This window comes from bacterium, from assembly GCA_016716565.1.
Lineage (GTDB): Bacteria > Bacteroidota > Ignavibacteria > Ignavibacteriales > Ignavibacteriaceae > IGN2.
In genome coordinates this window covers 1,093,895-1,117,695 of sequence record JADJWC010000001.1, presented here as the reverse complement: position 1 = coordinate 1,117,695, position 23,801 = coordinate 1,093,895, and the positions used below count along the sequence as shown (strand labels likewise).

Genomic DNA, 23,801 nt, shown 5'->3' with positions numbered 1-23,801 from the left:
TGCAGATCCCTTCAGATATTTTCAATTGTTTGTTCGATATTTACAATATCTTCAGTTTTATTTTTTCTGATCGAATTACTTACAATAGCATCTTCAAAAATTATTGAATCTGATGGTATATTAAATTCTTTAAGTATCAATCGCATGTCTTGAACGAAATTTGATGAGCCACACAGATAGAAATACCTCACAGAATCTACGATTTGCATTCTTAAAAAGTTTTTATCAATTCTTCCAAAAAAGTAACCTTCATAACGTTCTTTTGTGAACACATTAATGTAATCTATACCAAGCATCTGAGATAATTCCGTATGCAGGATAACATCGTCCATTTTCCTATTCGAATAAATTAACATATTTCCCGCTAGGTCATTCTTATGTTTAAGATCTCGCAATATTGCGATAGCAGGTGTAATCCCGGTACCGGCAGCAATAAATACACCCATCCCTTTATATTTAAAAGTTCCATGCGGCTCACTTATCTTTAATTTTTTACCAACACTTGAACCAACAATTGCTTTTTTTAGTGAATCATTCTGGTTATATAATTTGATTATAAATTCCAGATGACTTGCTTCCACTAACCCAACGAAACAAAAGGATTCTTTTTCGTCGAGTTTGACACCATCTATTAATGATATGTTCGTAAATTGTCCAGGAGTATATGTATATCCCTGAGGCTTTTCCACTTTAATATTAAATGTGTTTGATGATATAGAACTTATCTCTAATATTTTTACTGAATATTCATTCATACTTTTTTCCAGTTTATCATCTTATCTAAATTTCCCAACTACCGAATATTCTCCATTTCGTCCATCGCAAGAGTCGCGTGGGCATACGCTGCTCCAGCACGCATCTCAGCCGCAATCCAAATTGCTTCCATTATTTCTTTTTTTGTTGCGCCTCTCCTAATTGCCGTCCTGGTATGTGACCTGATGCAGTATGGACATTGAGTAACGTGTGCAACGGCCACTGCGATAAGCTGCTTTATTTTTTCAGGTAATTCTCCATCCTCAAATACTGTTTTACTGAAATTCCGCCAGGCTTCAATGTTTTTTGGTGATAGATTAGCTTTTTTATCGTTCAGTTCTCTGGATGCCACTGGATACAGATTTCCATTTTCCATCATAAACCCTTTCGTAGAATTCATTTTATCATTTATTAAAAATCTTTAAATCAATTTGATTTCACGGATCATTTGATTTGTAAATCCCCATTCATTGTCATACCAGGTCATAATTTTTACTAAATCTCGATCTACAACTCTGGTCATTTTCAAGTCGACAATTGATGCATAGCTGCTATTAATAATATCTGAAGAAACCAGAGGTTCATTCGAAGTAGCCAATACTTGTTTATATCTGTCGGTTTTTGATTCTTCAATCAGGATATTATTGATTTCTTCCACAGAAGTATTTTTTGCAGGTACGAATGTTATATCCGAAATAGAACCTACAGGCACAGGAGTGCGTATCGCTATGCCATCAAATTTATTTTCTAATTGCGGCAATGCTTTGATAGTTGCTATTGCCGCACCTGTGGAAGCAGGAATTAAATTCATCATTGCCGATCTTCCCATACGAAGATCTCTTTTTGAAGGCGCATCTACCAGAGAATTTGAAGAAGTAAAGGAATGGATGGTATTTAAAATTGCTTTTTTTATTCCAATTCTTCTGTCCATAATCTCAATAACAGGACCAATATTATTAGTTGTACAACTCGCACAAGAAAATACCGAAGTTTTACCATCTCTCTTATTTACTCCATGCAGTACTGTTGGTGTGTCCTTACTTTTTGTTGGTGCAGAAATTACAACATTTTTTGCTCCGGCATAGATATGCTTCTCAGCATCTTCTCTTTTTCTAAATAATCCTGTGCTTTCAATAACCACATCAACACTCAAATTTTTCCAAGGGAGATTTGCAGGATCTTTCTCGTTAAGAAATAAAATCTTTTTACCCTTGATGAGTAAATAATTTTCCTGAATACTTACATCACTTTCATAAAATCCATATACACTATCATATTTAAATAAATATGTAGCGTTTTCAATACTCATTAAATCATTAATTGCAACTACATCTAATTCATCTTCCAATAGAATTATTTTCAATGCGGCTCTCCCAATTCTGCCAAATCCATTAATAGCTATTCTTTTCATTTTACTTAGCAATTTCCTTTCTCTTTGCTTCTATAGCATTTAATAATTTATCATAAGCTTTATCAAATTTTTCAATACCCTCTTCTTCCAGTTTTTGAGTAATATCATCTATGCTGATCCCATTATCTTTAAGCCGCTGTAAAACTTTATTTGCATGGGATAGATTATTTTCTAAACTGTTCGCTGCTTTGCCATGATCACGAAAAGCATCGATGGTTTTTAAAGGAAGAGTATTAATAGTATCTGGACCAATTAAAGGTTCTACATATTTTACATCACTATATGCTGAGTCTTTTGTGCCGGTACTTGCCCACAAAACTTTTTGTTTTTTTGCACCTTGTTTTTCAAGCTTTTTAAATCGCTCGCTTTGAAAAACTTCTTTATAAATTTGGTATGCTTCTTTTGCAGATGCAATTGCCGCTTCACCCAAAAGTTCATCAAGTCCTTTCTTTTTCAAAACAGGATCAAGAAGTACATCAATACGGCTTAAAAAGAAACTGGCTACAGACGTTATATTATCAATGGGCTGCTCAGCTTTTAACCGATCTTCCAATCCGGATAAATAAGCGTCAGTAACTTCTCTGTAACGATTCAAACCGAACAACAAAGTAATATTGATATTGACACCTTCACTAATACATTTTCGGATAGCAGGTAAGCCTTCTTTAGTGCCCGGTATTTTTATCATCGCATTTTTGCGGTTAATCATTTTCCATAATTCTTCAGCTTGTTTAATTGAACCTTCTGTATCATTGGCAAGAAGCGGTGAAACTTCCATACTTACCAAACCATCACGTCTATTTGATTTTTCATAAACAGGCTCCAGTATGTCTGCAGCACGTTTGATATCACATATAGCAAACTCGAAAAAAATATCCTCATTACTTTTTTGTTCATCCGAAAGTTTTTTAATATCATCATTATAATCCGGACTGCTGAGTACCGCACTTTCAAAAATGGATGGATTGGAAGTAATCCCGCTTAAAGAATCTTCATCGATAAGTTTTTGAAGCATCCCATTATTCATAATTTCCCTGTTGAAGAAATCAAGCCAGATACTTTGACCCAGATCATGTATTTTTTTTAGATTATTCATTGTCATATCCTCTTTCACTGTTAAAACAAATGCAATTAACTCCAAAACCATATTTCTAATTAGAATTATTACTTATACAATCTTATTCTTATGCTAAAATCCTTCTTTGATAATTGAATTTTTGTCAATGCGTAAATTTGCAAACAACTTTTCAACTGCGTCCATCATTGGAGGCGGTTCACAGAGATAGATAGACTACTTAACAGGTTTTAAATTAGAAACATAATTTCCTACGTCAGATTTAAATGCTACTGCAAGTCTATTCCACCCGTTAATAGCAACAATACCAAGCGTCAAGTCAACAATTTCTTCTTTTGTAAAGAATTTATATAATTCTTCAAAAATATTTTCAGGTGCACCTTCTGATGAAATGTTTGTCAGAGACTCACACCAGGCTAAAGCCACTCTCTCCTTTTCAGAATAAAAAGGTGCTTCTTTCCAGGCAGCTAAAAGATGTAGTCTCTGATCATTTTCACCAAGTGCAATTGCATCTTTTGTATGCATCTCTAAACAGTGTGCACAACCATTTATTTGAGAGGCTCTAATTTTAATTAGCTCCAATAGCTTATGATCTATTGCACTTTTATCCACAACAGTCTGAACAACCAACATAGCTTTATAAGCTTCGGGGGATTCTTTATACCAATCTAACCTCATTTTTACTTCCACTATAAATATTATTTAGATTATCATTCTTTTAAGCAAATGAAAGATTTACTTACCAGCCGATCTCACCTTTTTTACATCATCAGCATTTATTAAATTCGCATTGTTACCCCAAGATGTTCTTTCATAATTTATGACAGCTGCAACTTCCTCATCTGTCAACTGATCTTTCCATGCAGGCATAGGAGTGCTATATTGTATTCCATTAATTTTCTTTCCTTCAATTCCAAAGAGAACGATACTGACGTGATCAGTTGCATCGTTGGAAGTTACTACGTCTGTTTTAACAAGAGGCGGAAACAATTTTGGGATACCCTGTCCGTTTTCCTGATGACAGCTAGAGCAGCTTTTTCTGTAGATATCAGCACCATTAAATAATGATAAATTAGGAGAATCAACCGTCTGATTTTCTAGGGTTTCCATTTTATGATATGTAGGAGTATTAGCGAATTTTTCTGGAGGACTCCATTGATTTACAAAATAAAAGATTGCCCAGGCAACAATTAAAATGAAAATAATCCATATCCAGCTTGGAATTGGTGAGGGTGTTTCAGCAGTAGTAGGTTCCCACTTATCGTGCGTTCCTCCACCATATGCATTGACTAAAAGTGAAACTTTACCTTCTACAATATCGTTTTCTCTCAATCCTTCTACTGCAATACCGGGACCGTTTCGCACAACAAATTTTATTTTCCTCTTTGATTTTTTTCCATCATTAGTGTAAGCGATTATCTTTAGTGTATGCTCACCATCATCCAAACTTGTTGTATCCAAATCAAATCTTGCAGGAGGACTATAAACAGCAATCGGATTTTCATCATCATCCAGGATAACTTCAATTTTATTTTGATTATTGAGATCCATCTAACTCACTCATCATCTTTACTTTCATCTTCGAGGATTCTTCGTTTAATATGATTTTTAGATTCTTCTCTTGGTTGAACAAGATATTTTATCGTTAATCCTAATACGAGAAACACTATAAAAATTGAAAGGATGTAAAGCATGTAATACCAAAAGTCCTTATCTACTGTACCAACGAGTTCATGTTGCAAAAGAATAAAAACTGAACTTGCTAAAAGGTTCAAGTATGACTTAACTATAATCATTTCCCTTCCCCTCTGATTCTTTTCACATCCTCTACATTTATCATTTTCCCAGAGTTTCCCCAACTGCTTCGTTCATAGTTTATTATAGCAGTAATTTGTTCATCAGTAAGGATATCTTTTTGCGCAGGCATTTCCGCAGTATAAGTAACCCCATCTATTGTTCCTCCTTTTTTTCCGAATAGCACAACTCTGATGTGTGATTCAGCATCATCTGAATTTACAGTTGCAGAATTTTTTAAAGGTGGAAATGTGTTATATATACCCTCACCATTTTGTTGGTGGCAACTAGCACAATTAGAATTATATAATTTTGTGCCTTCTTCAGTACCTATGGATGGACCAGCATCTGTTAATTCTGGATCTTTGTCTAAGCCTTCCATGGGTTTTTGTTTTAAAAATAGAAGGTAAGCTACAAGATCTTTTGCTTCTTGTTTAGCTACAACTTTACCATTGGCAGGTGCATATTCATTAGGAACAGGTATAACTAAATCATTACTATCGGGTGATTCTTTGATTTCATATAACCAAGGATATGCCTGCATGATAGAGGATTTTACTACAGCGCGAGGACTATATAAATGGATATGATGCCAGATTTCACTGGGCTGTCGATTTCCTATATTACTTAAATCGGGACCGGTTCTCTCACTCCCCAATACAGCCGGCGTCATCCTGATATCATCAATCGGTTGAAGATAAGAGTAATCAAGTGGTGATGATGGTCTGCCAAATATTTTATCGAGTTTTAATGGTCTTACCTGTTGAGTGTGACAATACAAACAACCTTCCGATACATAAGTATTTAGTCCCCTGAATTCTGACAATGTTAATGTATTTACACCGCACATCGGATCGCGGTCATTTACTTGAACAGCAGGTATAATGGCAATTATTATAGATAGTGCAACAAATCCAAAAAACACTATACCGAAAAGAAGTTTATGATTTTGACTAAAATTCAATTTCATCATTCTGTACCTTCATATTCAACTTTACCGAGTTTTGGTTTCGGTTTCATCTTATACAAATTATAAGCAAAGATGATATGTGAAATAAACATGAATGTTCCACCGATTGCTCTCCACACCCAGTAAGGCATCATTAATTCTACAGAATTAATAAATGGCATTTCAGCTATCCAGCTTTTACCCTGTAAGGTACCCCCAATCATTAATGAAAATCCGTATATCAATAAACCGAGGAAAGCAAACCAGAAATGAATTCCTATAAGAATGTGAGAAGGTTCTTTCCCTGTTAGTCTTGGTAGTAATCCATAGATACCACCCCAGATTAAGAAAACTACAAATCCGTACATTGTCAGATGTGAATGAGCCACAGTATAATTTGTAAAATGCCAGATCTCATTAAATTCTCTTAGAGCTTCAAGAGAACCCTGTCCGGAGGCTAAAAAGTAAAATATAACACCAACAAGGATGAAAGGTAAAGAATAGCTTCTTGCTATTCGTCTAAAACTTCCCTTCATAGTGAGAAGAAAGTTTCCGGTACCCGCAGCGAGTGTAATAACCATTCCTACACTGAATACAATAGCAATAGTTTGCAGCCACCACGGAATAGGACTAAATACAAAATGATGTGCACCAATCATCGAATAAGACACCATTTGGGTCCAGAAAGCTAACACCCCTAACGAATAAGAATAGATTGGTTTGTTAAGCAGCATTGGGAGGAAATAATATGTCAATCCTAACACCATCGGTGTAAACCACATCCCTACACCCATATGCATATAATAACCCTGTATTATAGTCTCTCCTAGTCCATTCTGATACCAGGGCAGATAGGCAATTACGACTACAACTATTGTCCAGAGGAAAGCTGCGAGAATATACCAGTTAGAAATATAAATCTCATTCGTAACGCGAAGAGCAATCGTTTTATAAAAGTTAAGAGTGAGTGCCAATAGACCAAGCGCAAACAACATCATAACCGGCCAAATGAATTCTCGATATTCTTGACCTCCATTGTTATAACCCATGAACAAGTATAAAACTCCAGCTACTACAGATAGATTTATTACAAAGAGAGCTCTCTTTGCAAGCTTTACACTAAATAGGGGCCTCTGACTTGTTCTTGGTACTACATACAATGCTAGAGCTATCATTGAGAGAGAAGTCCAACCCCAGAAAACAACGTTTGTATGAATTGGCCTTAATCTTCCAAACGATAACCAGGGGGCGACTCCGAAATCCGGAAAAATAAATCTGAATGCTAGATACAAACCGACCAATGTCCCAAATAACAGCCAGAACGTAGCTGAATACAAATAGGAGAACACGAGATTAGTTAATCTGTTATCTTCATTAATAATCGATTCAATTTTTGTCTTACTTGGTGTTAATGGTCTATCAATTTTCATAATCCTGAGAGACCTTTAACTTAAAAAGTTTGGATAGTGAGTTGTTCGTTGAATAAAAACACCCAATATTTTATCAATGTTCATGACAATTCCTTTTCTAACTCTATTGCTTTCGGAAATAATATATTATTTTCTAAATGGATTGTTCTTATAAGTTCTTTTTTCAAGGATTTAAATAACATAAAAGCAATCCTGTAACCTTCGTCTCTATCAAAAGGCATATAAATATTAGTGATTTCGGAAATTTGATTGATATAATTAGCCTCATTATTATGTTCATCTTTCATCGCCGCAACTGCGAAATCGAGAGTAAAATAATTTAAAGGTATGTATTTGGACTTCATTTTTTTGCATCAAAAAGTTTCCTGACATAGGGAAAAAGTATTAATCTTTCTTTCATTAAGTGGACACTTGTTTCACTCGAAAAATGATTAAAAATATTAATGACATCAGACAACTCACTGTCATTTTTCCTCTGAATGCTAATAAGATTATTTAAAAAATTTTTTATCTCGGCAGTCCTATCAACAAAGAACCGACGTTGTTTAAATTCTATTTCTTCAATTAATGCATCTAGCGTCCAAGTGTTATAATCAACCTCATTGTCACCGGATACCTTTTTTAACTTCTCCAATTCATTGATAATCTTTTCTGGATTTATTCTTCTTGCTTGACAAGCATCTGCAAGTTTATCATGGCCTTTATTGTAATAGTCTATATTGTGATTATCGAATATTTCTGATGCCCGGTAATCTCTAACAACTATCTGGCCCGTCGTCATTTCCAGAATTTTATCCATATTCATAGTCTATCAGTTTGTGAATTCTATTGATGAAGTCAAATCCATTATCACCAAAGATTTAAATTTCTCTAATATTGTCAGTGAATGCACAACACAACCAGGAATTACAAAAACATCTCCTTGGTTGAGATTTTGAATAGTATTGTCAATTTCCAATTTTGCACTTCCTTCCAGCACGATTAAAATGGCTTCGTGTGTACTTATATGCTGTGGCATTCTCATTCCATTCAGTCCTGATACCTGATATACTTTATACTGTTTTCCTTTCCTTAGTAATTTCAAATCAGGTATATTTTCAATTTGAGTTGGTAAATTCATACTATATCCTTCTGTCGTTATTTGTTATAAATACTTTTAAACCCCTTTGAATAACGATAAACTAAAAATGATGAGCGATATTAGCTTGATGACTTCAGCAATGACAAATTGAGAATGGATGCTTGAATGAGGGATATTCTCAATATAGTTGTATAATTCAGCCCTTTCAATTAATGATGGTAAAATCCAGATAGATTGTATTGTGAGTATTAGCAAACTCATATGGAAACCAATAGCACGAGTAGTAATTAGTTCATCTGGCTTAGATAGTATAAAAGTTGTAATAACTGTTAACGCTAGAAACCATTCTACTTTATTAAGTGCGGAAAAAATTATTCTGCCAATGCTTAATCCGAGTTGTAAATTCATACCCGGTGCTCTAAACTTCAACCATGACTCCATGAAACTTATTGCACAAATAAAACCAATCCAGATAAATACAGCTGCAAGAATTATCAGATATTTAACTTCTAAGTACATCAATTTCTTATTCTACAAATTGTTATTAGTTAATTATCATTAATGAGTTAATAAGTAATCCAGTTGCGGCTTTCCTTTCTCAAAAGCAGTAAATGTTTTTCACGAATTGCTGCTTTTAGCAGCCTGCCAAGAAATCCTACAAACGTGATCTTCTTTATAAACGGTAGTGCAAGCCAACCAATAGCCAGATGCTTACCCAAACTGACTACTTCGCCAAAAACTTCTGGATAATACGGTGTTTTAATTTTTTCATTCAAATCAGTATATATATTTTTTGCGACCAACCTCCCTTGTTGAAGGGCGAATTGTGCTGCCGTTGGAACAGGTTTGTTAGTGACTGGATTAATTGCATTTGCACTGTCTCCAATCGCATAAATAGAATTATCACCTTTTGCCTGCAGGTATTCATTAACCATTACTCTACCTGCTGGCCCCGTAATTAAACCACTATTTTTTAGGAGATCTGAAACCCTAATTCCACCTGTCCATATAAAATTTTTAGTTTTTATTTCACTTCCATCTTTAAGATATACTTCATTGCCAGTCCTTTTTATTATGCGTGAGTTCTTTAATATTTTTATACCCTTTGCAACTAATTTTTTTTCGATTCGCATAGAAAAATCTTGATCCATAAAAGGCATCAGTCTCTCTGCCGCTTCGACAATGATAATTTCAATCAAGTGTTTACTTACATTAAAGTTGGAAACGCATTCTGAAGCATGATCGGCCAATTCACCCGCAAACTCGACACCCGAAAGCCCGCCACCACCAATGACAAACCTCAAATTGTCTCTTTGTTTGGATTCATCACTTTCAGAAGCTGCAGATGCGCATATTTTAGAAATGTGATTGTAGATAGCTTCAGCATCTTGAAGTGTTTGAAGAACAAAAGAGTTTTCTTTCATTCCCGGGATGTTGTAATAATTTACTTTACTTCCAATTGCAATGACCAAATAATCAAACCTGAGCTGTCTCTTGTCTTCATAGTCAGATAAATGAATGATTTTATTATTGACATCAATGAAACTTACTTCGCCGAGATGAAATTGAATGTTTCTTTTTCGGATTATTTTATTCAATGGAATGGTGACTATTTCATTCCGGACTGCTGCTTCATGTAATTGAGTTTTAATTGTATGATAAGGATTTTTATCAATTAAGTGGATCTTATAATCATTATGTTTTCTTAATAATTTCTCAAGTCTGAGTGCGGCTGTAAGACCCCCATAGCCAGCACCAATTATCACGAAATTCTTTGTTTGACAATAATCGCTTTCTATTTTGAAATTTGTTGTTTGAACTTTGTCATCTTTTTCGATGTACCTCGGCAATAATTCTCTAAAAACTTCTCTGTAATGTTCTCTCGCAATAATATGATTATGCCCTCCATACTCAATATTCATGAACTCATCTAAAAATCTTTCAATATTTTCTTTCAATATGTACGTCATTGTAAATCACATTAAATTAATTATTCATCATACTCTCAATTAGTTTGCCACTAAATTATTACTGGAAATCAATTAATTGATTATCCATTCTATACTCATGTTGCGTTATTGCAATCATCATTAATCAATAAGTTGCATAATTGATAATTTATTCTTTTTCAATACTCCTGTATTTAATTTTTATCTAATCCTCGGTCTGGACAATAGAGTTCATTGGACAAATTGAAATACATTTTACTTCCTCAATTCCAATACATTCATTGCATAACTCTGGAAGAATGAAATAGTGATCAGTGGATAACGGTTCGAACCAAAAACTCTGAATCAGAGACGGTTTTCCTGTAAAAAAGATTGCATGTTCAGGACATTCAACGGCGCAGGCACCACAATTAATACATTCATCTGTTATAATCACTGACATTAGAATTTTTCTCCCTTTGCTTCGCGATATTGACTTCCAACAGCTCTTATTCTCCCCCACATAGAATAAAAGAATAGTAGTATTGCAATTACTTGTACCGATGAGAAAGCGAAGATTGATTTATTGATCCAATCCAGATATATAAACGATGCTATGAGCTGAGAACAAAATCTTAATAGAGTGGCCCCGGCCATTAACCAATATGTAATCAAGATTAAATCAGGATTATATCTTTTATCGGTTTTTTCAGCTCGTGGGAAAAACCACAACGCTACTCCCATTATCATCATCATTATAGATCCAACAAGAATTATATGAGTGTGGGCAGAAATCATTTCCTGGGAGTATCCGCCGATGTTGAAATATTTTGAAAATGACATATATAATCCCGTGAGTATACCAAACATTAAAAAGATTATACTCGTTTTGACGAAATATCTGACAGTTGAAAACACTTAGTAGTTCCTTTGAGCTAATTCTTGCTTTGCTTCCGGACTCATTCTGTCAGGGGTCCAACGAGGTTCCCAAACCAAGTTGACAATAGTTTTTTTATCTGGTTCGAATTGAGTAATTATGTTTTCAACCCAACCGGTGATACTGTTGTGCATTGGACAGCCTGGAGTCGTTAGCGTCATTGTTATTTTATTCGATTCTTCCGTCGATTCAATTTCGTATACCAATCCGAGATCGACTATATTTATTCCAATTTCCGGATCGATAACCCCTTTGAGAATTTCGAGTATTTCTGCTTTGTTCACCAAACTATTTACTTTCGGAATATTGTTGTCATATTAAATGAAAAGATTAATGAGCTTAAAAGCATTAGAGAAAATGATGCTATCAGCCCAAATTCGTTTCTGAATGTGAGAGAAAAAAGTGAACCAAACAATGCAATGATCATGATGTAAAAACCGTACTGTGCAATTTTTTCACTGAACATTTCTTTCAACATTGGCACTTTTTCAATCCCAACTTTACCGCTGTATTTATGATACCACACCAGGAAAGGTACAATTTTATACATTTGACCGACTATCAGCATGGAAAAAAATCCGAATATTATCATGTAACCATATATAAGAGTAAGGTTAATGATGTTCTGGTAGTCAATAAATGCTATAAAAGTACCGAGTATGGTTGTCAATACAAGCATCAAATAAGCATAAGCAGAAAATCTTAAACCGGTATCAAGTTTTTTTCTTACCCTGTTTTTGAAAATGATGTAAACTTGGATTAAGAAAAGACATATTCCGACTGAAATCATTGGAGTAAAAATGTAATATAGAAAATTCGTTTCCTGGTAATGGAATATTGTGTTAATACCGAGTAATCCAATATTGATGAAGATGAAAGCCCAAATTGCAAACTTTAGTTTATAACCATGGGAAAGTGTAAACATAGGGATGAGCTTGAATGTAACACCCATCACAACCATAGAAACCCATCCGATGAATGCAGTATGTGCGTGAAGGTTCAGATATTGAAGATGATCAATTTTAATGAATGGACTCCCAAGGTTTATTGCAAGCAACAGTCCCGCAACTGCAGTTACAATAAGATAAAAGATTGCCGCACCAAGATATAAACCTGTTATATTCCACTTCTTCACCCGGATGAATGTCATAATAATATTGAATGAAAAAATGAACATCGCAAGATTCAGCAGTATAGCCGAAATGTTCATGTACTTTCCGGTGTTGAAATACCAGAAGCAATAGATCAGTCCAATCGCACCAACTGTATAAATCCAAAATTGAACTTCAGCAAGTTTTTCACTGAAAAGTTTTACTTCGAGCACAACTGGTATCAGTTGAAACAATGCTCCAAATATTATCATCGTTATCCACCCAAGTGTTGCGATGTGTGTAATGCCTAGTATCTTCGGATTGAAATGATGGCCAACAATATCTGAATGATTGAGAAGTAGAGACAAATTAAGCAGAACAAAAGAAATAATCGCGGCGATAAAATATTTCGAAACAATCCTGAATGGGGGCGAATAGGAGGATGCTATAGTGCTTGTCTGATTCACTTATTCTTTCCTCTTCATCATAATGACTACTTTATAATAATCATCTGTTATTTTATTTGTCATAGCAGAATATCCTCTTTCTTCTAACTTTGGATAAAGTAACACAGGATCACGATGGTGATGAACAACCATTAAAGTATTTTCATCAATCCTTGAAATGTTTTCGAGTACTTTCATCATTGGCTCTGGTGGGGCAAGTTCACGAACATCTAATTCGATCACATTATCAAAATCTTTCTCGGTGATTTTCTCTTTCGTAGTGAAATTTTCAGGTAAGTCGCTGGGTTCGCTATCTCTGAAAAAGAAGACATTAAAAGTGTTACCATCCTTTTCTGTCCAATGGTGAAATCCCCTTCCCTCTAATACTGAGTACAATGGAATTGGTTCAAATGAATTTATAAGATGAAACACTTCATCTTCTTTCAATGACTTTACAGCTGACATAATTTCCAGGAAAGGATCTTTACCGGAATCGATTATCGGTCTAACATCAAGCTGCAGAAACTTTTCAGCATTAATCTTTTTTAGTTTTTCAGGTTTTTGATTTTGCATTTTTTTGCTTTCCTTAATATTATTTTTTTTAGGAGGATTTGACTCTTCGTTGATTGACTCATTCAACTCATTCAACAAAAGAGTAAGATCAACACCAGCGATTTCTGCAGCCTGTTTAACATTAATACGTCTTGCTATAGAATTATTAATTTCAGCTTTAGCTTGATTTTTAAAGAGCGGGCTAAATTTGTTCAACACCTCTAGGGTTGAAGGGTACTCAGTCACCATCTTTAATATTCTTATATCCTCAGTAATCATTTTTTTCTACTATATAAACAAATTATGCTTTCGTGATGTTTACTTTCCAAACTTTAGGGCCTCGTTCTACGTATTCCCACCCAAACTGATTGGAACGCTCTGCATTAAATTGATAGTACAAAGGCATCGGGTCGTGATCATTAATTAATTGAAACGTCTCACCATTTTTCAGCTCATCAAAGGTTTTGAAAATTGTTGCATGTTTTTGTGCCGGTGGAACTGGTCTGATATCAAGTTGTTTTACTTCCATGAGAATTCCTTATTTGTTAAATTGTTTTACGGTTCAAACGTATGAACTGAACAGAAGAAATTCTTTGACTTAAGTCAAAATCTTGATTAATTGAACAGGAGTGTACTAATTAAAGGGGGGGAACTATTTTATAATTGACAATTAATTCATTCGGCAAGCTGCCTCAATCTTTTCATATCAATGACAAAGATCTTTTTCCCGATTACTCTGATGATATTTTCATTCTGAAATTTCCGCAATGTTCGAGACAAAGTTTCTGTAACTGTACCAAGGTATGCAGCTATTGTGGATTTGGGAACAATTAATTTAATAAATGGTTCGGGTAAATTTTCGGTACCTGAAGCAGTAACTCGTTGAAGTAAATATTTAGCCAATCTATTAGGGACTTCTTTTGATGAAATATCCTCCAATTGATTGACGAGTGCTTTTAACCTTTTTGCAAAACCCGCTAGCATTTTCAAAGAGATTTCCGGTTCCTTACTAATCAAATCCAGAAAACCTTCTTTTGGAACAAATAATGCAAGGCTATCTTCAATTGCCTCTGCATCAACGGGGTAATTACCTCCCTCAAATAATGGAATGTCAGCAAACGCTCCAAATGGTCTGACAATATGCACAACGGATTCTTTGCCCTGAGGATTGACCTTGAATACTTTTATCACTCCCTTTAGAAGAACATAAAAACCAGTATAAAAATCACCTTCGCGAAATAAAATCGTGTGCTTTGAAAAATGTTTTAACTTACTAACGGAAGTTAGACTTCTTAACTGCTGTATACTTAACTCTGAGAATAATGGTATATCCCTGAGTGTGAACTCCGACTTAAAGTAATCAGGAACTTGAGGTTTTTGGACTCTCATAAGCAATAAATATTTTTTTTATTACAATAATGTGAAAGATTTTCCAATTTTGGAAACATACTGAATACAATTGTTTACGAGTCACTTCAGTGCATCCAACCTAAATACTGATAAGCGATCTTAAATTACCTCCATATCAATTCTTGGGTTAGATTTATCAATGTGATTATAAGTATGTGATCAAATCTTGTTAAAAGGAATAGCTGGTCTCTTCTATTTAGCAATCAGCTTAAGAAGTACCTCTTGAGCTTTGGAATTATGTTTTGTGTCTCTTAAAATATTTTCCATCGCTTTAATATTTTTATTTTTCATTTATTGTCTACACGGGGATGTTATATGCTAGTAATATGATGCTCGAATAATTACTATTTGAACTCCTATATAGATAGTTGATTTTTGATAGTTGAGGATTCGATGGGAGTATGCAAGATTGAGTTTAGAATTTAACTTCTGCTGTCGATGAAAGTTCTTCAGGATTTTTTATTAAATTACTTTCACCGACTACTTCAAAAACTACTTCATTGATTTGTCATTCCTTAAGAACAAAAATTTATAGCAATAGGTACATGCCTGTTAATCAGCAGGTCACAAATAGTCCAATAAAAACTGTTAAAAACATCTTTACGATGTTCCTACAATGTTCTACCTCACTTTGCACTGAAAAAGAAAAGTTGCAAAAATGATTATCATCTGGAAAAACGATGGAGACTTTTTGGAAACCAATATGATACTGATGAAGTAAGAGAAAGAAATATTTTTTTTATGATCCCCCAATGATCGTCGGTGGGGTTTTTATATCATCATACATTAATTATATGGTACCAAAGTGGAACCCTCACTTCAAAATGTCTCGATTTCGGGCTAAATTATTAGGATTTTCTATTACGCAAATAGTCCCTGACTCTCCGCAAAAAAATAGTTGTAATTTTTAGCTAAAAACAAATGATTTTCCCCGAATGCTGAGAACACAAGACTCTCCGCAACTATTCTATTAAATTCAAGAATGACGATTTTAGCCTGTTTTGGAACCTATTATTCCCATTGATGCACTCAGATACCTTTGTCTGAATATGAAGTGGAGACTTTTTGGAGACCTTTTGCTAGTAGCAACTAATATTTAGGATCTGGTAATAACTTACAATTGACACCAGCGATTAGCAATCCAAAGTCCTCACAAATTGAAAAATGAATAGTAACACTAAGCTCAATGTCTGATCAGATTAAAGGTATTATTTAGAAGTCAATCGATATTTTTTTACCAGTAAAGAATCAGATATTCCTAAAAGGTTAATTTTATGGAGAGAGAAAAATTTGGAGATGCCCCTGTATGGAAAAGGACTGAGCAGCTAGCTTTTTTCTACCCTTTGTGGAATTCACATAGATTTCTGAAAAATGAAAAAGCAGATAAGCAATTATCTGCCTGTGATAATTACCAAAAACTCCTATCTAAATCATAATGCTTTTTTATTTTAACAGCATCATCTTCTTAGTTTCGTTAAAGTTTTCGGATTGTAGTTTGTAAAAATAAATTCCACTCGTAAGATTCCGGACAGAGCCGGAATTACTACTTGCATCAAACTCAACCTCATAACTTCCAGCGGGTTTAAATTCATCAACCAGAGTAGCAACTTCTCTTCCGAGTAAATCATAAACTTTTAATGTTACATTACCGCTTAACGGTAACTGATATTTAATCACTGTTGATGGGTTGAATGGGTTTGGATAGTTTTGATATAACACAAATGAGTTGGGTAAAATAGGATCAACAAAATCAACGTGCGTTAGGAATCCAGATCCTTGTAACGATCTGAAATATCCACTAGATGAAGAAACTGCTGACTGGCCAGCACCACCTACTAGTTTATATTCAGAATTTGAAGAATATATGGAACTAGTTTGACTGCTTGTGACTTCAGTTGTGAAAATATCTATTCTATACTGAGCGTAACTTACTTCTATAGAAGCAGAACAATAACATATTAGGATAATCAATAGTAGTTTCATAATTTTTATTTTTCTGGAAATTTTTTAATCAATTTATCGATTTGATTTTTGCGTTGATCTTGATCGCTTTCCCTATAGCCCAAGTAAGGGTCTGACCGCAATTCTAATCGTTCGTTTTCATAGCCCAATCTCTTTGCATAAATGCAATACGAAAACTCAATAGTCGAATTACCTCCTTGCTGCTCTTCGACTGTGAATGAATTGGAAGTTCTTGAGATTACCGAAAGAGTATTACAACTTCCGTACGGAGTAATTATAACGTGGTATGGCACATTCAGGTTTGCAATTTTCTGAAACAACGGATCGATGGTAATTACAGCTTTACCATTTTGTAAATTTCCAAAGCCCATTTCCTGAAACCAAACTTCGGTTCCTTCGACATTGTAAACTAATCTCCACTCTGAAGCAGAAATTGTAGATTGCACATCTTTTGGATTAGATACGTCAAGTGGAACAACTGCGGATTTTGTACCAGTTCCAACAAAATTGCCAAGTGCAAATAATGCAATAGCTGGAGCAGTTGCTATTCCCATAACACCAAAAGCATTTTGGTTTTGGCTTACAACTTCTCCAACTACACCTCGCGTTTCACCAGTAGTACCAGATTCATAACCGGTAACCCCAGTAGCATATTGACTGTTACTGAAATTTACACCTTCGACTCCAAAGTTAAAGCCTGAGCTGGAGGTTGTAATCCCCCGAACGCCTGCTGAGAATTGTCCATTACTCTGTATCTGTCCAACAACACCATAAGTTTCACCTATCGACGAAGTTGCATATCCCCAAACACCTGCTGCACCGTCACTCGAACTGTTGCTTTCGCCAAATACACCATTTGAATTTCCATTTACTACTTTTCCATAAACTCCTGCAGCCAATCCATCAGAACTTAGAGTAGTTCCCATTAATCCATGACTAGATGACGACAATCCAGAATTATTAATACTCAAGCCCGGGGAAGTTGAATTAGTTGAACCTATATAAGGTAGTGTTAAATCCCCACCTGAGTTAAGTGCATAAGTTGCTGTATCTGAATGAAAGGAGTAAAAAGTTCCTGTTAATTGAGCTCTGGGTAAAAGCTCATTCGAAGAATTACTTCCAATTTTAACCCCCATCCAAATTTGCTGATTAATATTAAAGTCGTTAAGAGGAGCATTACCTGCTTCTCCATTACCAATTATAATATTGAATAGCCCGTTGCTTGTTAATGCAGGAATAGGTCCACGAGTAGCTAATGAACTTCCACCGCTGGCAACATTATAAAAATTAATGAACAATTGATAAGTTCCATTGGGTACTGGGTTCCCACTGGTGTCTGTAAGTACACCTTGATATGACATCGTCCGAGGTGTCTGGGCAGAAACTGAAATATTAAAAATGATAACGATAAAAATTGCCACTGAAATGATTCTCAGGTATAAGTAGTTCATTGCATCTCCAATTAATGATATTGTAAATCAATTAAAGTTATTTTGACAAAACCATTTTTTTACTTTCAACAAACTCCCCCGCACTCAGTTTATACAAATAAATTCCCGAAGAAAGTTTTTCGGCGTTGAAATCAGATTCATAGTTACCGGCATTTAAATATTCATCAACAAGTATTGTTATTTTTTCACCAAGTAGATTGAATACTTCAAGCCTAACATTTCCAGAATTTGGAATAGAAAAGTTAATTCTTGTTGAAGGGTTGAAGGGGTTAGGGTAGTTTTGTTCTAGAGATATACTACTTGGAATAACTTCATTTTTTAATTCTTCTACCGAAGATATTGATGTAATATTGTAACGTGTGGTAGTGAATCCATCCGAAGACCATCCTGTAAGCACTATTTTATTGTCCGATTGGATTTCAATATCTGTTCCTTCCGAAGATAATCCAAGTGGTGTAACAACAATCCCTGAAATCCCAAAAGTTTCATCGATGGTTCCATCTGGATTAAGCCTAAGCAATCCAAAACCACTATTACCGGACAAATCAGTTATAGATGTACCAGCTATTACAATTTTTCCATCAGCTTGTAGAGCAGTTCCCCAGGTATAACTTTCAATACCTCCAAAATTACAATTAACTATTCCAGCATTACCAAATGTATTATCTAATGTTCCATTATTTAGATACCTGAATACAGCAATCTCAATATTTGCACCAACTATTTGACGCTTAATGCTGCCAACAACAATTTTTCCATCATTCTGAATCTGTAATGCGCTGCCAAATTCAAAATATGCCCCAGTTGATTCTACTACAATACCACCATTGCCAAACGTCTCATCCAACGATCCATCTGAATTATACCTGATAATAATAATGTCAGTGCTTGGAAAAAATGTCTCACCAGTAACAACAATTTTACCATCAGATTGAATAGCCATTGCACCACTAATAGTGTTAGCTCCTATTAGTGTAATCACTAAACCGTTTGTTCCAAAAGTATTGTCAATCTGCCCATTTGGGTTGTATCTTGAGACAAATAGCCCATTAGGAGTATCTCCACATATAACTATCCTGTCGTCATTTAATAATTCGAGTGCTTCTAGATAGTCAAAGCCATTTGTCAGGTCTGAGACTACACTTCCCCCATTTCCAAATGTACTGTCTAGTGTACCGTCAGAATTATACCTGACCAATACAATACCATTATTACCAGGTGAAATTTTAATAAACCCACCAACAAGAATCTTCGAATCATTTTGAATGCAAATACTTGTTCCTGAAGAGGGTTGATTGTTAATCTGAGTATTCACCCAGCCATTTATTCCAAACGAACCATCTAATGATCCATCAGAATTATATCTTGATAATACAATAGACGTACTATCATATCCCACCACAACAATTTTTCCATCCGATTGAATTTGAACCCCAAGAGCTCGTCCTTCTGGCGAAGTAACAATACCCTGATTTCCAAAACCAGTGTCTAAGGATCCATCTTGTGGGAATACATACACACTGATTAAAAAAAATAAAACTGTTATAAAAAAATTCTTCATTTCTTCTCCTATTAATATCAATTTACTTTATCAGCAGCATTTTTCTTGTTTGCACAAACCCATCTGAGCTTAACTTATACAAATAAATTCCCGACGAAAGATTTCTTGCGTTGAAATCAGATTCATAGTTACCAGCACTTAAATATTCATCAACAAGTGTTACAATTTTTTCACCAAGCAAATTGAATATCTCGAGTTTTACATTTCCATAATTTGGAATAGAGAAGTTTAGTTTAGTTGATGGATTAAATGGATTCGGATAGTTCTGTTCCAGGACTATTGTGCTTGGAATTATAGTATTTTCAGTTTCTTTTACTGATGAGATTGAATTAACATTAAACCTTGCAATCATTATAGCTGTTTCTCCAAAACCTGCAAATACTATTTTATGATCATTTTGGACTGCGAGTCCCCGTCCCGATTCAAATCCGAATTCCCCCAATGGTATTACTACTACTCCAGAATTACCAAAACTATTATCTAAATTTCCGCTGGATTCAAATCTCATCAAAGACATTCCTATTTGAGGATTATTAATTGGTGCACCAGTAGAATCAATTACAGAAAATCCGCCAGCTAATATTTTTCCATCCGTCTGCAATGAGATTGATCTTAAGTAATCAGAAATTCCAAGTGGCATTGCGTGAACAACTCCACTAGCTCCGAAGGTATTGTCAATTGAACCATCAGAATTATATTTGATTAAGACGAACTCTTGAGCTGATGAAAGTTGTTGTATACCACCAACAACTATTTTCGCATTTTGGATTGCTAGATCCCAACCCCATTGAAAACCTGTGCCAACAGTCGTTGTAACTATCCCACCCGTTCCAAATGTATTATCTAATGAGCCATCAGAATTATATCTGATAGTTAAGAAATGTTGATATCCTTGTGAATCCATCATACCACCAGCAACAATTATTTTCCCATCGTTTTGAATCTTCATTGAGTTTGAGCCACAAGAAGTACCTACCTGTGTACTAACAATTCCATTTGTTCCAAAAGTATTATCCAAGCTTCCATTAGGATTAAACCTTGCAACCATAACCCCATTAGTTTGTCCACTTATAACAATCTTTTGATCGTTTGATTGAATCTCGATTGAATTTGCATAATCATATCCACTTGTTATATCAAGTGTAACAACTCCATTGCTACCAAAAGAATTATCTAGGTTTCCGTCAGAATTGTACCGGACTAAAGCAATACCACTATTGTTAGAAGAAATCTCATAATTCCCTATTAAAACTATTTTACCATCAGACTGTAACGCAATTCCCCACGCAGAACTGTAACCACTACCAACTTGTGTAGATACAATTCCATCATTTCCAAAACTAGTATCCAAAGAGCCATCTGTATTAAATCTGGCAACCGCAAATACACCACCTCCAACTAAAATTTTTCCATCACTCTGAATCTTTATGCCTTGACCAACACCACTAGTAGTACTTGTTATCCCACCATTTCCGAATGTCAGATCTAATGAACCATCTAAGTTTTGAGGAACTTCAAAGTAGAGTGAAAGTATTTCAATTTGTGAAAGTGCTTTTGCATATATCCGGATATCATCGAGAACACCTTTGGCACCTTCTAAAGTTTGCTGATCATCCGCTACACGCAAATGACCGGTTGTATTTGCAATAGTTGAGTTTCCGGTTGTTGAATAAGCTTCTCTGATTCCGTTTACATATAGCGATATAATGTTATTGGCTGGATCATAAACTCCAACCAAATGATACCATTCGCCAACTGTCATTGAAGTTGTGGAGAAATTACTGTAGGATGTTTGGGAAGCTGAAAGATGTGCCTGAAATAAAACTTTTTGACTTCCTTCCGGACTATCATCGAGAGAAATTCCATAACAAACATATGGCGGCGCTACAGAATTCCAGGCTTTACTTAAAATCCTACCCCAGTTTTGAGGTTTGCCATCATACCTATACCACATACTTATTGTTAAAGCTCCTGTAATACTCAAGCTTTCGTTATCAGGTACTTCTACATAATCATTGTCTCCGTCAAACCAGTATGCGCTATTTGCATTTCCAAATCGATCTGTGGTAAGAATGGCTCCGCTTACAGTACCATTATTTCCATTTCCACTTTCATCATTTGCATTACCATTGAAAGGAAAATAAAGTCTGATGGAATCACTAGGAACTTGTCCAAATGAGAGTGTATTTAGAAGAGTGAACGTAAGTAAAAATAATATTTTCATTAATTACCTCCTTTATGTTTTTTGAGAAACCTACTTTAACAAAATCATTTTTTTAGATTGAATTTCTCCTTGCGAAATTAATTGATAGAAATACATCCCTGATGTAACTTGTTTACCAAAATTGTTTTTACCATCCCATACAATATCATACTCTCCGGCTGTCGTGTGTTCTTTAGTTACCTCGTTTACAAGTTGACCCGAAATGTCAAAAATCTTGATTGTAATAAGATCAGGTGAACTAATGGAATATCTTATTGTTGTCGATGGATTAAATGGATTAGGAAAATTTTGTTCAAGATTGAAATTCATAGGAAATTCAGTTTTATTATCAAAAACATTTGTAGCCGTAAGATTTGTATTATAGATGTATAATGAGTCATTTCGGTTTCTGATAACCATTTCCAAAGAAGTTCCACCATTGATATTAGCAATGGCAATTCCATTCTGATAGTGATATGCGGTTAAGCTAGCAGTGCTAGGATTGGAAGATGAGAATAGTGTTTCATTTGTTGAAGGATCTACAATTCGAATTAATTGATCATCGCCACTAAATTGCCCTAAAGTAATTAGTACTAAATCTAATATCCCATTTCCATTAAAATCGTTGAATGAAGAAAAATCCGAATAAAGGTATTCTTTATCACTGTTTTTATTTACGCTCCATTTGATGTTGTGCGTTAAACCATCATAAATATCCATTGTTAGTGAAATTGTAGGATGTGGTTCAATTATAATTTCCCCAATCTGATCATTGTCTAGGTCCCCAGCACTGTATCCGTTACCCGCTATGGCCCAGTTAAGTGTAAAACTTTGACCAAACATCGTTGATGTGTATAATATTAATGCGATATACAAAATGCTTTTGAGTTTCATAATCAGCCTCCGATTATAATGATCTTAAGTTTGGAATATTTCTTTTGTGAAATTCTTACCCATTAAGAAATCGAATTCACTAAAACCATTTTAACAATTTGATTATGCGTCATCAATCGCACGTTCGTGGTATTTTAGTGTTACGTTTTTATTAAGAAAGAAGAGAGATTAGAAAAGTTTTTCTTTGTAGGCTTTAGATACTACTGCACTACGAGTATTAACCTGCAGTTTTTCGTAAATGTTTTTTATATGGGTGTTTACTGTGTGAAAACTTAAAAATAATTTCTCAGCTATTTGCTTTTTATTTAGTCCTTCAACCAGATGTTTTAGGATTTCTTTTTCTCTACTCGTAAGATGATAATTGCTTGTGGCTGGCAAGATTTCCTTAAATCTTTCAATAACCTTTTTTGCAATCTGAGGATTTATGGAAGCACCACCAGACAAAACTTCATTAAAAGCATTTATAACTTTTTCAGGGGAAGAATCCTTTAAAAGATATCCGGAGGCCCCTGAACTGATTGCTTCAAATACAGAATTATGATCATCGTGAATCGTTAGGATTAGTATAAGAGTAGAGGGACTTATCTCTTTAAACATTTTAATTCCATCTAAACCGCTAATTCCGGGAAGTCCAATATCTAAAAGAATTATTTCGGGTGGTTCCGATTCCGAAAGAAAGTTGAATGCTTCTTCACAAGAAGAATAGAAACCAGCACATCTGTAATCTTCTGATTGATTAATTAGTTCTACTAATGTTCTTCTAAAATGCGGGTTGTCCTCTATTACCCACACCGATTTATAATCTTTGTCACTTTTAGATTTCATATGTAGTATTATTTATACTATATGAATGTAATTCTTGAACTGAAATTT

At 34.7% G+C, this 23,801-nt stretch carries 27 protein-coding genes; all 27 read right to left on the bottom strand.

Features of this window, described 5'->3' with window-relative positions; translation table 11 throughout:
- Nucleotides 1–11: 11 nt before the first annotated feature.
- The 27 genes from IPM14_04825 to IPM14_04695 all read right to left on the bottom strand — a co-directional run bounded on the left by IPM14_04825 (nucleotide 12) and on the right by IPM14_04695 (nucleotide 23,753).
- Nucleotides 12–755 (bottom strand): flavodoxin reductase, encoded by a 744-nt coding sequence (locus tag IPM14_04825; protein MBK9097446.1) that lies wholly within the window; start codon nucleotides 753–755, stop codon nucleotides 12–14.
- A 38-nt stretch (nucleotides 756–793) separates the two neighbouring features.
- Nucleotides 794–1,129, bottom strand: coding sequence for a carboxymuconolactone decarboxylase family protein (locus IPM14_04820; GenBank protein MBK9097445.1), 336 nt, complete (start codon nucleotides 1,127–1,129; stop codon nucleotides 794–796).
- 45 nt (nucleotides 1,130–1,174) lie between these two features.
- Nucleotides 1,175–2,164 (bottom strand): type I glyceraldehyde-3-phosphate dehydrogenase, encoded by a 990-nt coding sequence (gene gap, locus IPM14_04815; GenBank protein ID MBK9097444.1) that lies wholly within the window; start codon nucleotides 2,162–2,164, stop codon nucleotides 1,175–1,177.
- A 1-nt stretch (nucleotide 2,165) separates the two neighbouring features.
- Nucleotides 2,166–3,266: a transaldolase gene (tal, locus tag IPM14_04810; GenBank protein MBK9097443.1), complete on the bottom strand. Its 1,101-nt coding sequence runs from the start codon at nucleotides 3,264–3,266 to the stop codon at nucleotides 2,166–2,168.
- 189 nt (nucleotides 3,267–3,455) lie between these two features.
- Nucleotides 3,456–3,917 carry a carboxymuconolactone decarboxylase family protein gene (locus tag IPM14_04805; GenBank protein MBK9097442.1) on the bottom strand — a complete coding sequence of 154 codons (462 nt, stop codon included), beginning with the start codon at nucleotides 3,915–3,917 and terminating at the stop codon, nucleotides 3,456–3,458.
- 57 nt (nucleotides 3,918–3,974) lie between these two features.
- On the bottom strand, nucleotides 3,975–4,790 hold the full coding sequence (locus IPM14_04800; GenBank protein MBK9097441.1) for a cytochrome c: 816 nt from the start codon (nucleotides 4,788–4,790) through the stop codon (nucleotides 3,975–3,977).
- Nucleotides 4,791–4,795: 5 nt separating this feature from the next.
- Entirely contained in the window at nucleotides 4,796–5,035 is a 240-nt protein-coding gene (locus IPM14_04795; GenBank protein MBK9097440.1) for a hypothetical protein, read from the bottom strand.
- Entirely contained in the window at nucleotides 5,032–6,003 is a 972-nt protein-coding gene (locus IPM14_04790; protein MBK9097439.1) for a cbb3-type cytochrome c oxidase subunit II, read from the bottom strand. The genes IPM14_04795 and IPM14_04790 overlap by 4 nt, the downstream gene beginning before the upstream one ends.
- A complete protein-coding gene (locus tag IPM14_04785) occupies nucleotides 6,003–7,412 on the bottom strand; it encodes a cbb3-type cytochrome c oxidase subunit I (protein MBK9097438.1) in 1,410 nt (469 codons plus the stop codon). Before IPM14_04785 ends, IPM14_04790 begins: the two co-directional genes overlap by 1 nt.
- Nucleotides 7,413–7,492: 80 nt before the next feature.
- Entirely contained in the window at nucleotides 7,493–7,699 is a 207-nt protein-coding gene (locus IPM14_04780) for a hypothetical protein (protein MBK9097437.1), read from the bottom strand.
- A gap of 53 nt (nucleotides 7,700–7,752) precedes the next feature.
- The gene (locus tag IPM14_04775; protein ID MBK9097436.1) at nucleotides 7,753–8,217 is read right to left on the bottom strand and encodes a DUF542 domain-containing protein; all 465 of its coding nucleotides are present in this window, start codon (nucleotides 8,215–8,217) and stop codon (nucleotides 7,753–7,755) included.
- Nucleotides 8,218–8,223: 6 nt separating this feature from the next.
- On the bottom strand, nucleotides 8,224–8,532 hold the full coding sequence (locus IPM14_04770) for a cupin domain-containing protein (protein MBK9097435.1): 309 nt from the start codon (nucleotides 8,530–8,532) through the stop codon (nucleotides 8,224–8,226).
- Between the two features lie 36 nt (nucleotides 8,533–8,568).
- Entirely contained in the window at nucleotides 8,569–9,012 is a 444-nt protein-coding gene (locus tag IPM14_04765) for a hypothetical protein (protein MBK9097434.1), read from the bottom strand.
- Nucleotides 9,013–9,059: 47 nt separating this feature from the next.
- A complete protein-coding gene (locus IPM14_04760) occupies nucleotides 9,060–10,415 on the bottom strand; it encodes an NAD(P)/FAD-dependent oxidoreductase (GenBank protein MBK9097433.1) in 1,356 nt (451 codons plus the stop codon).
- Nucleotides 10,416–10,647: 232 nt separating this feature from the next.
- Entirely contained in the window at nucleotides 10,648–10,884 is a 237-nt protein-coding gene (locus IPM14_04755) for a 4Fe-4S dicluster domain-containing protein (GenBank protein ID MBK9097432.1), read from the bottom strand.
- Nucleotides 10,884–11,339, bottom strand: coding sequence for a cbb3-type cytochrome c oxidase subunit I (locus IPM14_04750; protein MBK9097431.1), 456 nt, complete (start codon nucleotides 11,337–11,339; stop codon nucleotides 10,884–10,886). Before IPM14_04750 ends, IPM14_04755 begins: the two co-directional genes overlap by 1 nt.
- The gene (locus IPM14_04745; GenBank protein MBK9097430.1) at nucleotides 11,340–11,645 is read right to left on the bottom strand and encodes a metal-sulfur cluster assembly factor; all 306 of its coding nucleotides are present in this window, start codon (nucleotides 11,643–11,645) and stop codon (nucleotides 11,340–11,342) included.
- 5 nt (nucleotides 11,646–11,650) lie between these two features.
- Entirely contained in the window at nucleotides 11,651–12,916 is a 1,266-nt protein-coding gene (locus tag IPM14_04740; protein ID MBK9097429.1) for a hypothetical protein, read from the bottom strand.
- Nucleotides 12,917–13,726, bottom strand: a complete 810-nt coding sequence (locus IPM14_04735) for a DUF2249 domain-containing protein (GenBank protein ID MBK9097428.1) — start codon at nucleotides 13,724–13,726, stop codon at nucleotides 12,917–12,919.
- Nucleotides 13,727–13,748: 22 nt separating this feature from the next.
- On the bottom strand, nucleotides 13,749–13,976 hold the full coding sequence (locus tag IPM14_04730; GenBank protein ID MBK9097427.1) for a DUF2249 domain-containing protein: 228 nt from the start codon (nucleotides 13,974–13,976) through the stop codon (nucleotides 13,749–13,751).
- Nucleotides 13,977–14,122: 146 nt separating this feature from the next.
- The gene (locus tag IPM14_04725; GenBank protein ID MBK9097426.1) at nucleotides 14,123–14,836 is read right to left on the bottom strand and encodes a Crp/Fnr family transcriptional regulator; all 714 of its coding nucleotides are present in this window, start codon (nucleotides 14,834–14,836) and stop codon (nucleotides 14,123–14,125) included.
- A gap of 1,464 nt (nucleotides 14,837–16,300) precedes the next feature.
- Nucleotides 16,301–16,840 (bottom strand): T9SS type A sorting domain-containing protein, encoded by a 540-nt coding sequence (locus tag IPM14_04720; protein ID MBK9097425.1) that lies wholly within the window; start codon nucleotides 16,838–16,840, stop codon nucleotides 16,301–16,303.
- A gap of 5 nt (nucleotides 16,841–16,845) precedes the next feature.
- Nucleotides 16,846–18,270 carry a hypothetical protein gene (locus IPM14_04715; protein ID MBK9097424.1) on the bottom strand — a complete coding sequence of 475 codons (1,425 nt, stop codon included), beginning with the start codon at nucleotides 18,268–18,270 and terminating at the stop codon, nucleotides 16,846–16,848.
- A 37-nt stretch (nucleotides 18,271–18,307) separates the two neighbouring features.
- Nucleotides 18,308–19,831 carry a T9SS type A sorting domain-containing protein gene (locus IPM14_04710; protein MBK9097423.1) on the bottom strand — a complete coding sequence of 508 codons (1,524 nt, stop codon included), beginning with the start codon at nucleotides 19,829–19,831 and terminating at the stop codon, nucleotides 18,308–18,310.
- A 22-nt stretch (nucleotides 19,832–19,853) separates the two neighbouring features.
- Nucleotides 19,854–22,055: a T9SS type A sorting domain-containing protein gene (locus IPM14_04705; protein MBK9097422.1), complete on the bottom strand. Its 2,202-nt coding sequence runs from the start codon at nucleotides 22,053–22,055 to the stop codon at nucleotides 19,854–19,856.
- A gap of 30 nt (nucleotides 22,056–22,085) precedes the next feature.
- Nucleotides 22,086–22,928: a T9SS type A sorting domain-containing protein gene (locus IPM14_04700; GenBank protein ID MBK9097421.1), complete on the bottom strand. Its 843-nt coding sequence runs from the start codon at nucleotides 22,926–22,928 to the stop codon at nucleotides 22,086–22,088.
- 168 nt (nucleotides 22,929–23,096) lie between these two features.
- On the bottom strand, nucleotides 23,097–23,753 hold the full coding sequence (locus IPM14_04695) for a response regulator transcription factor (protein ID MBK9097420.1): 657 nt from the start codon (nucleotides 23,751–23,753) through the stop codon (nucleotides 23,097–23,099).
- Nucleotides 23,754–23,801: the final 48 nt, after the last annotated feature.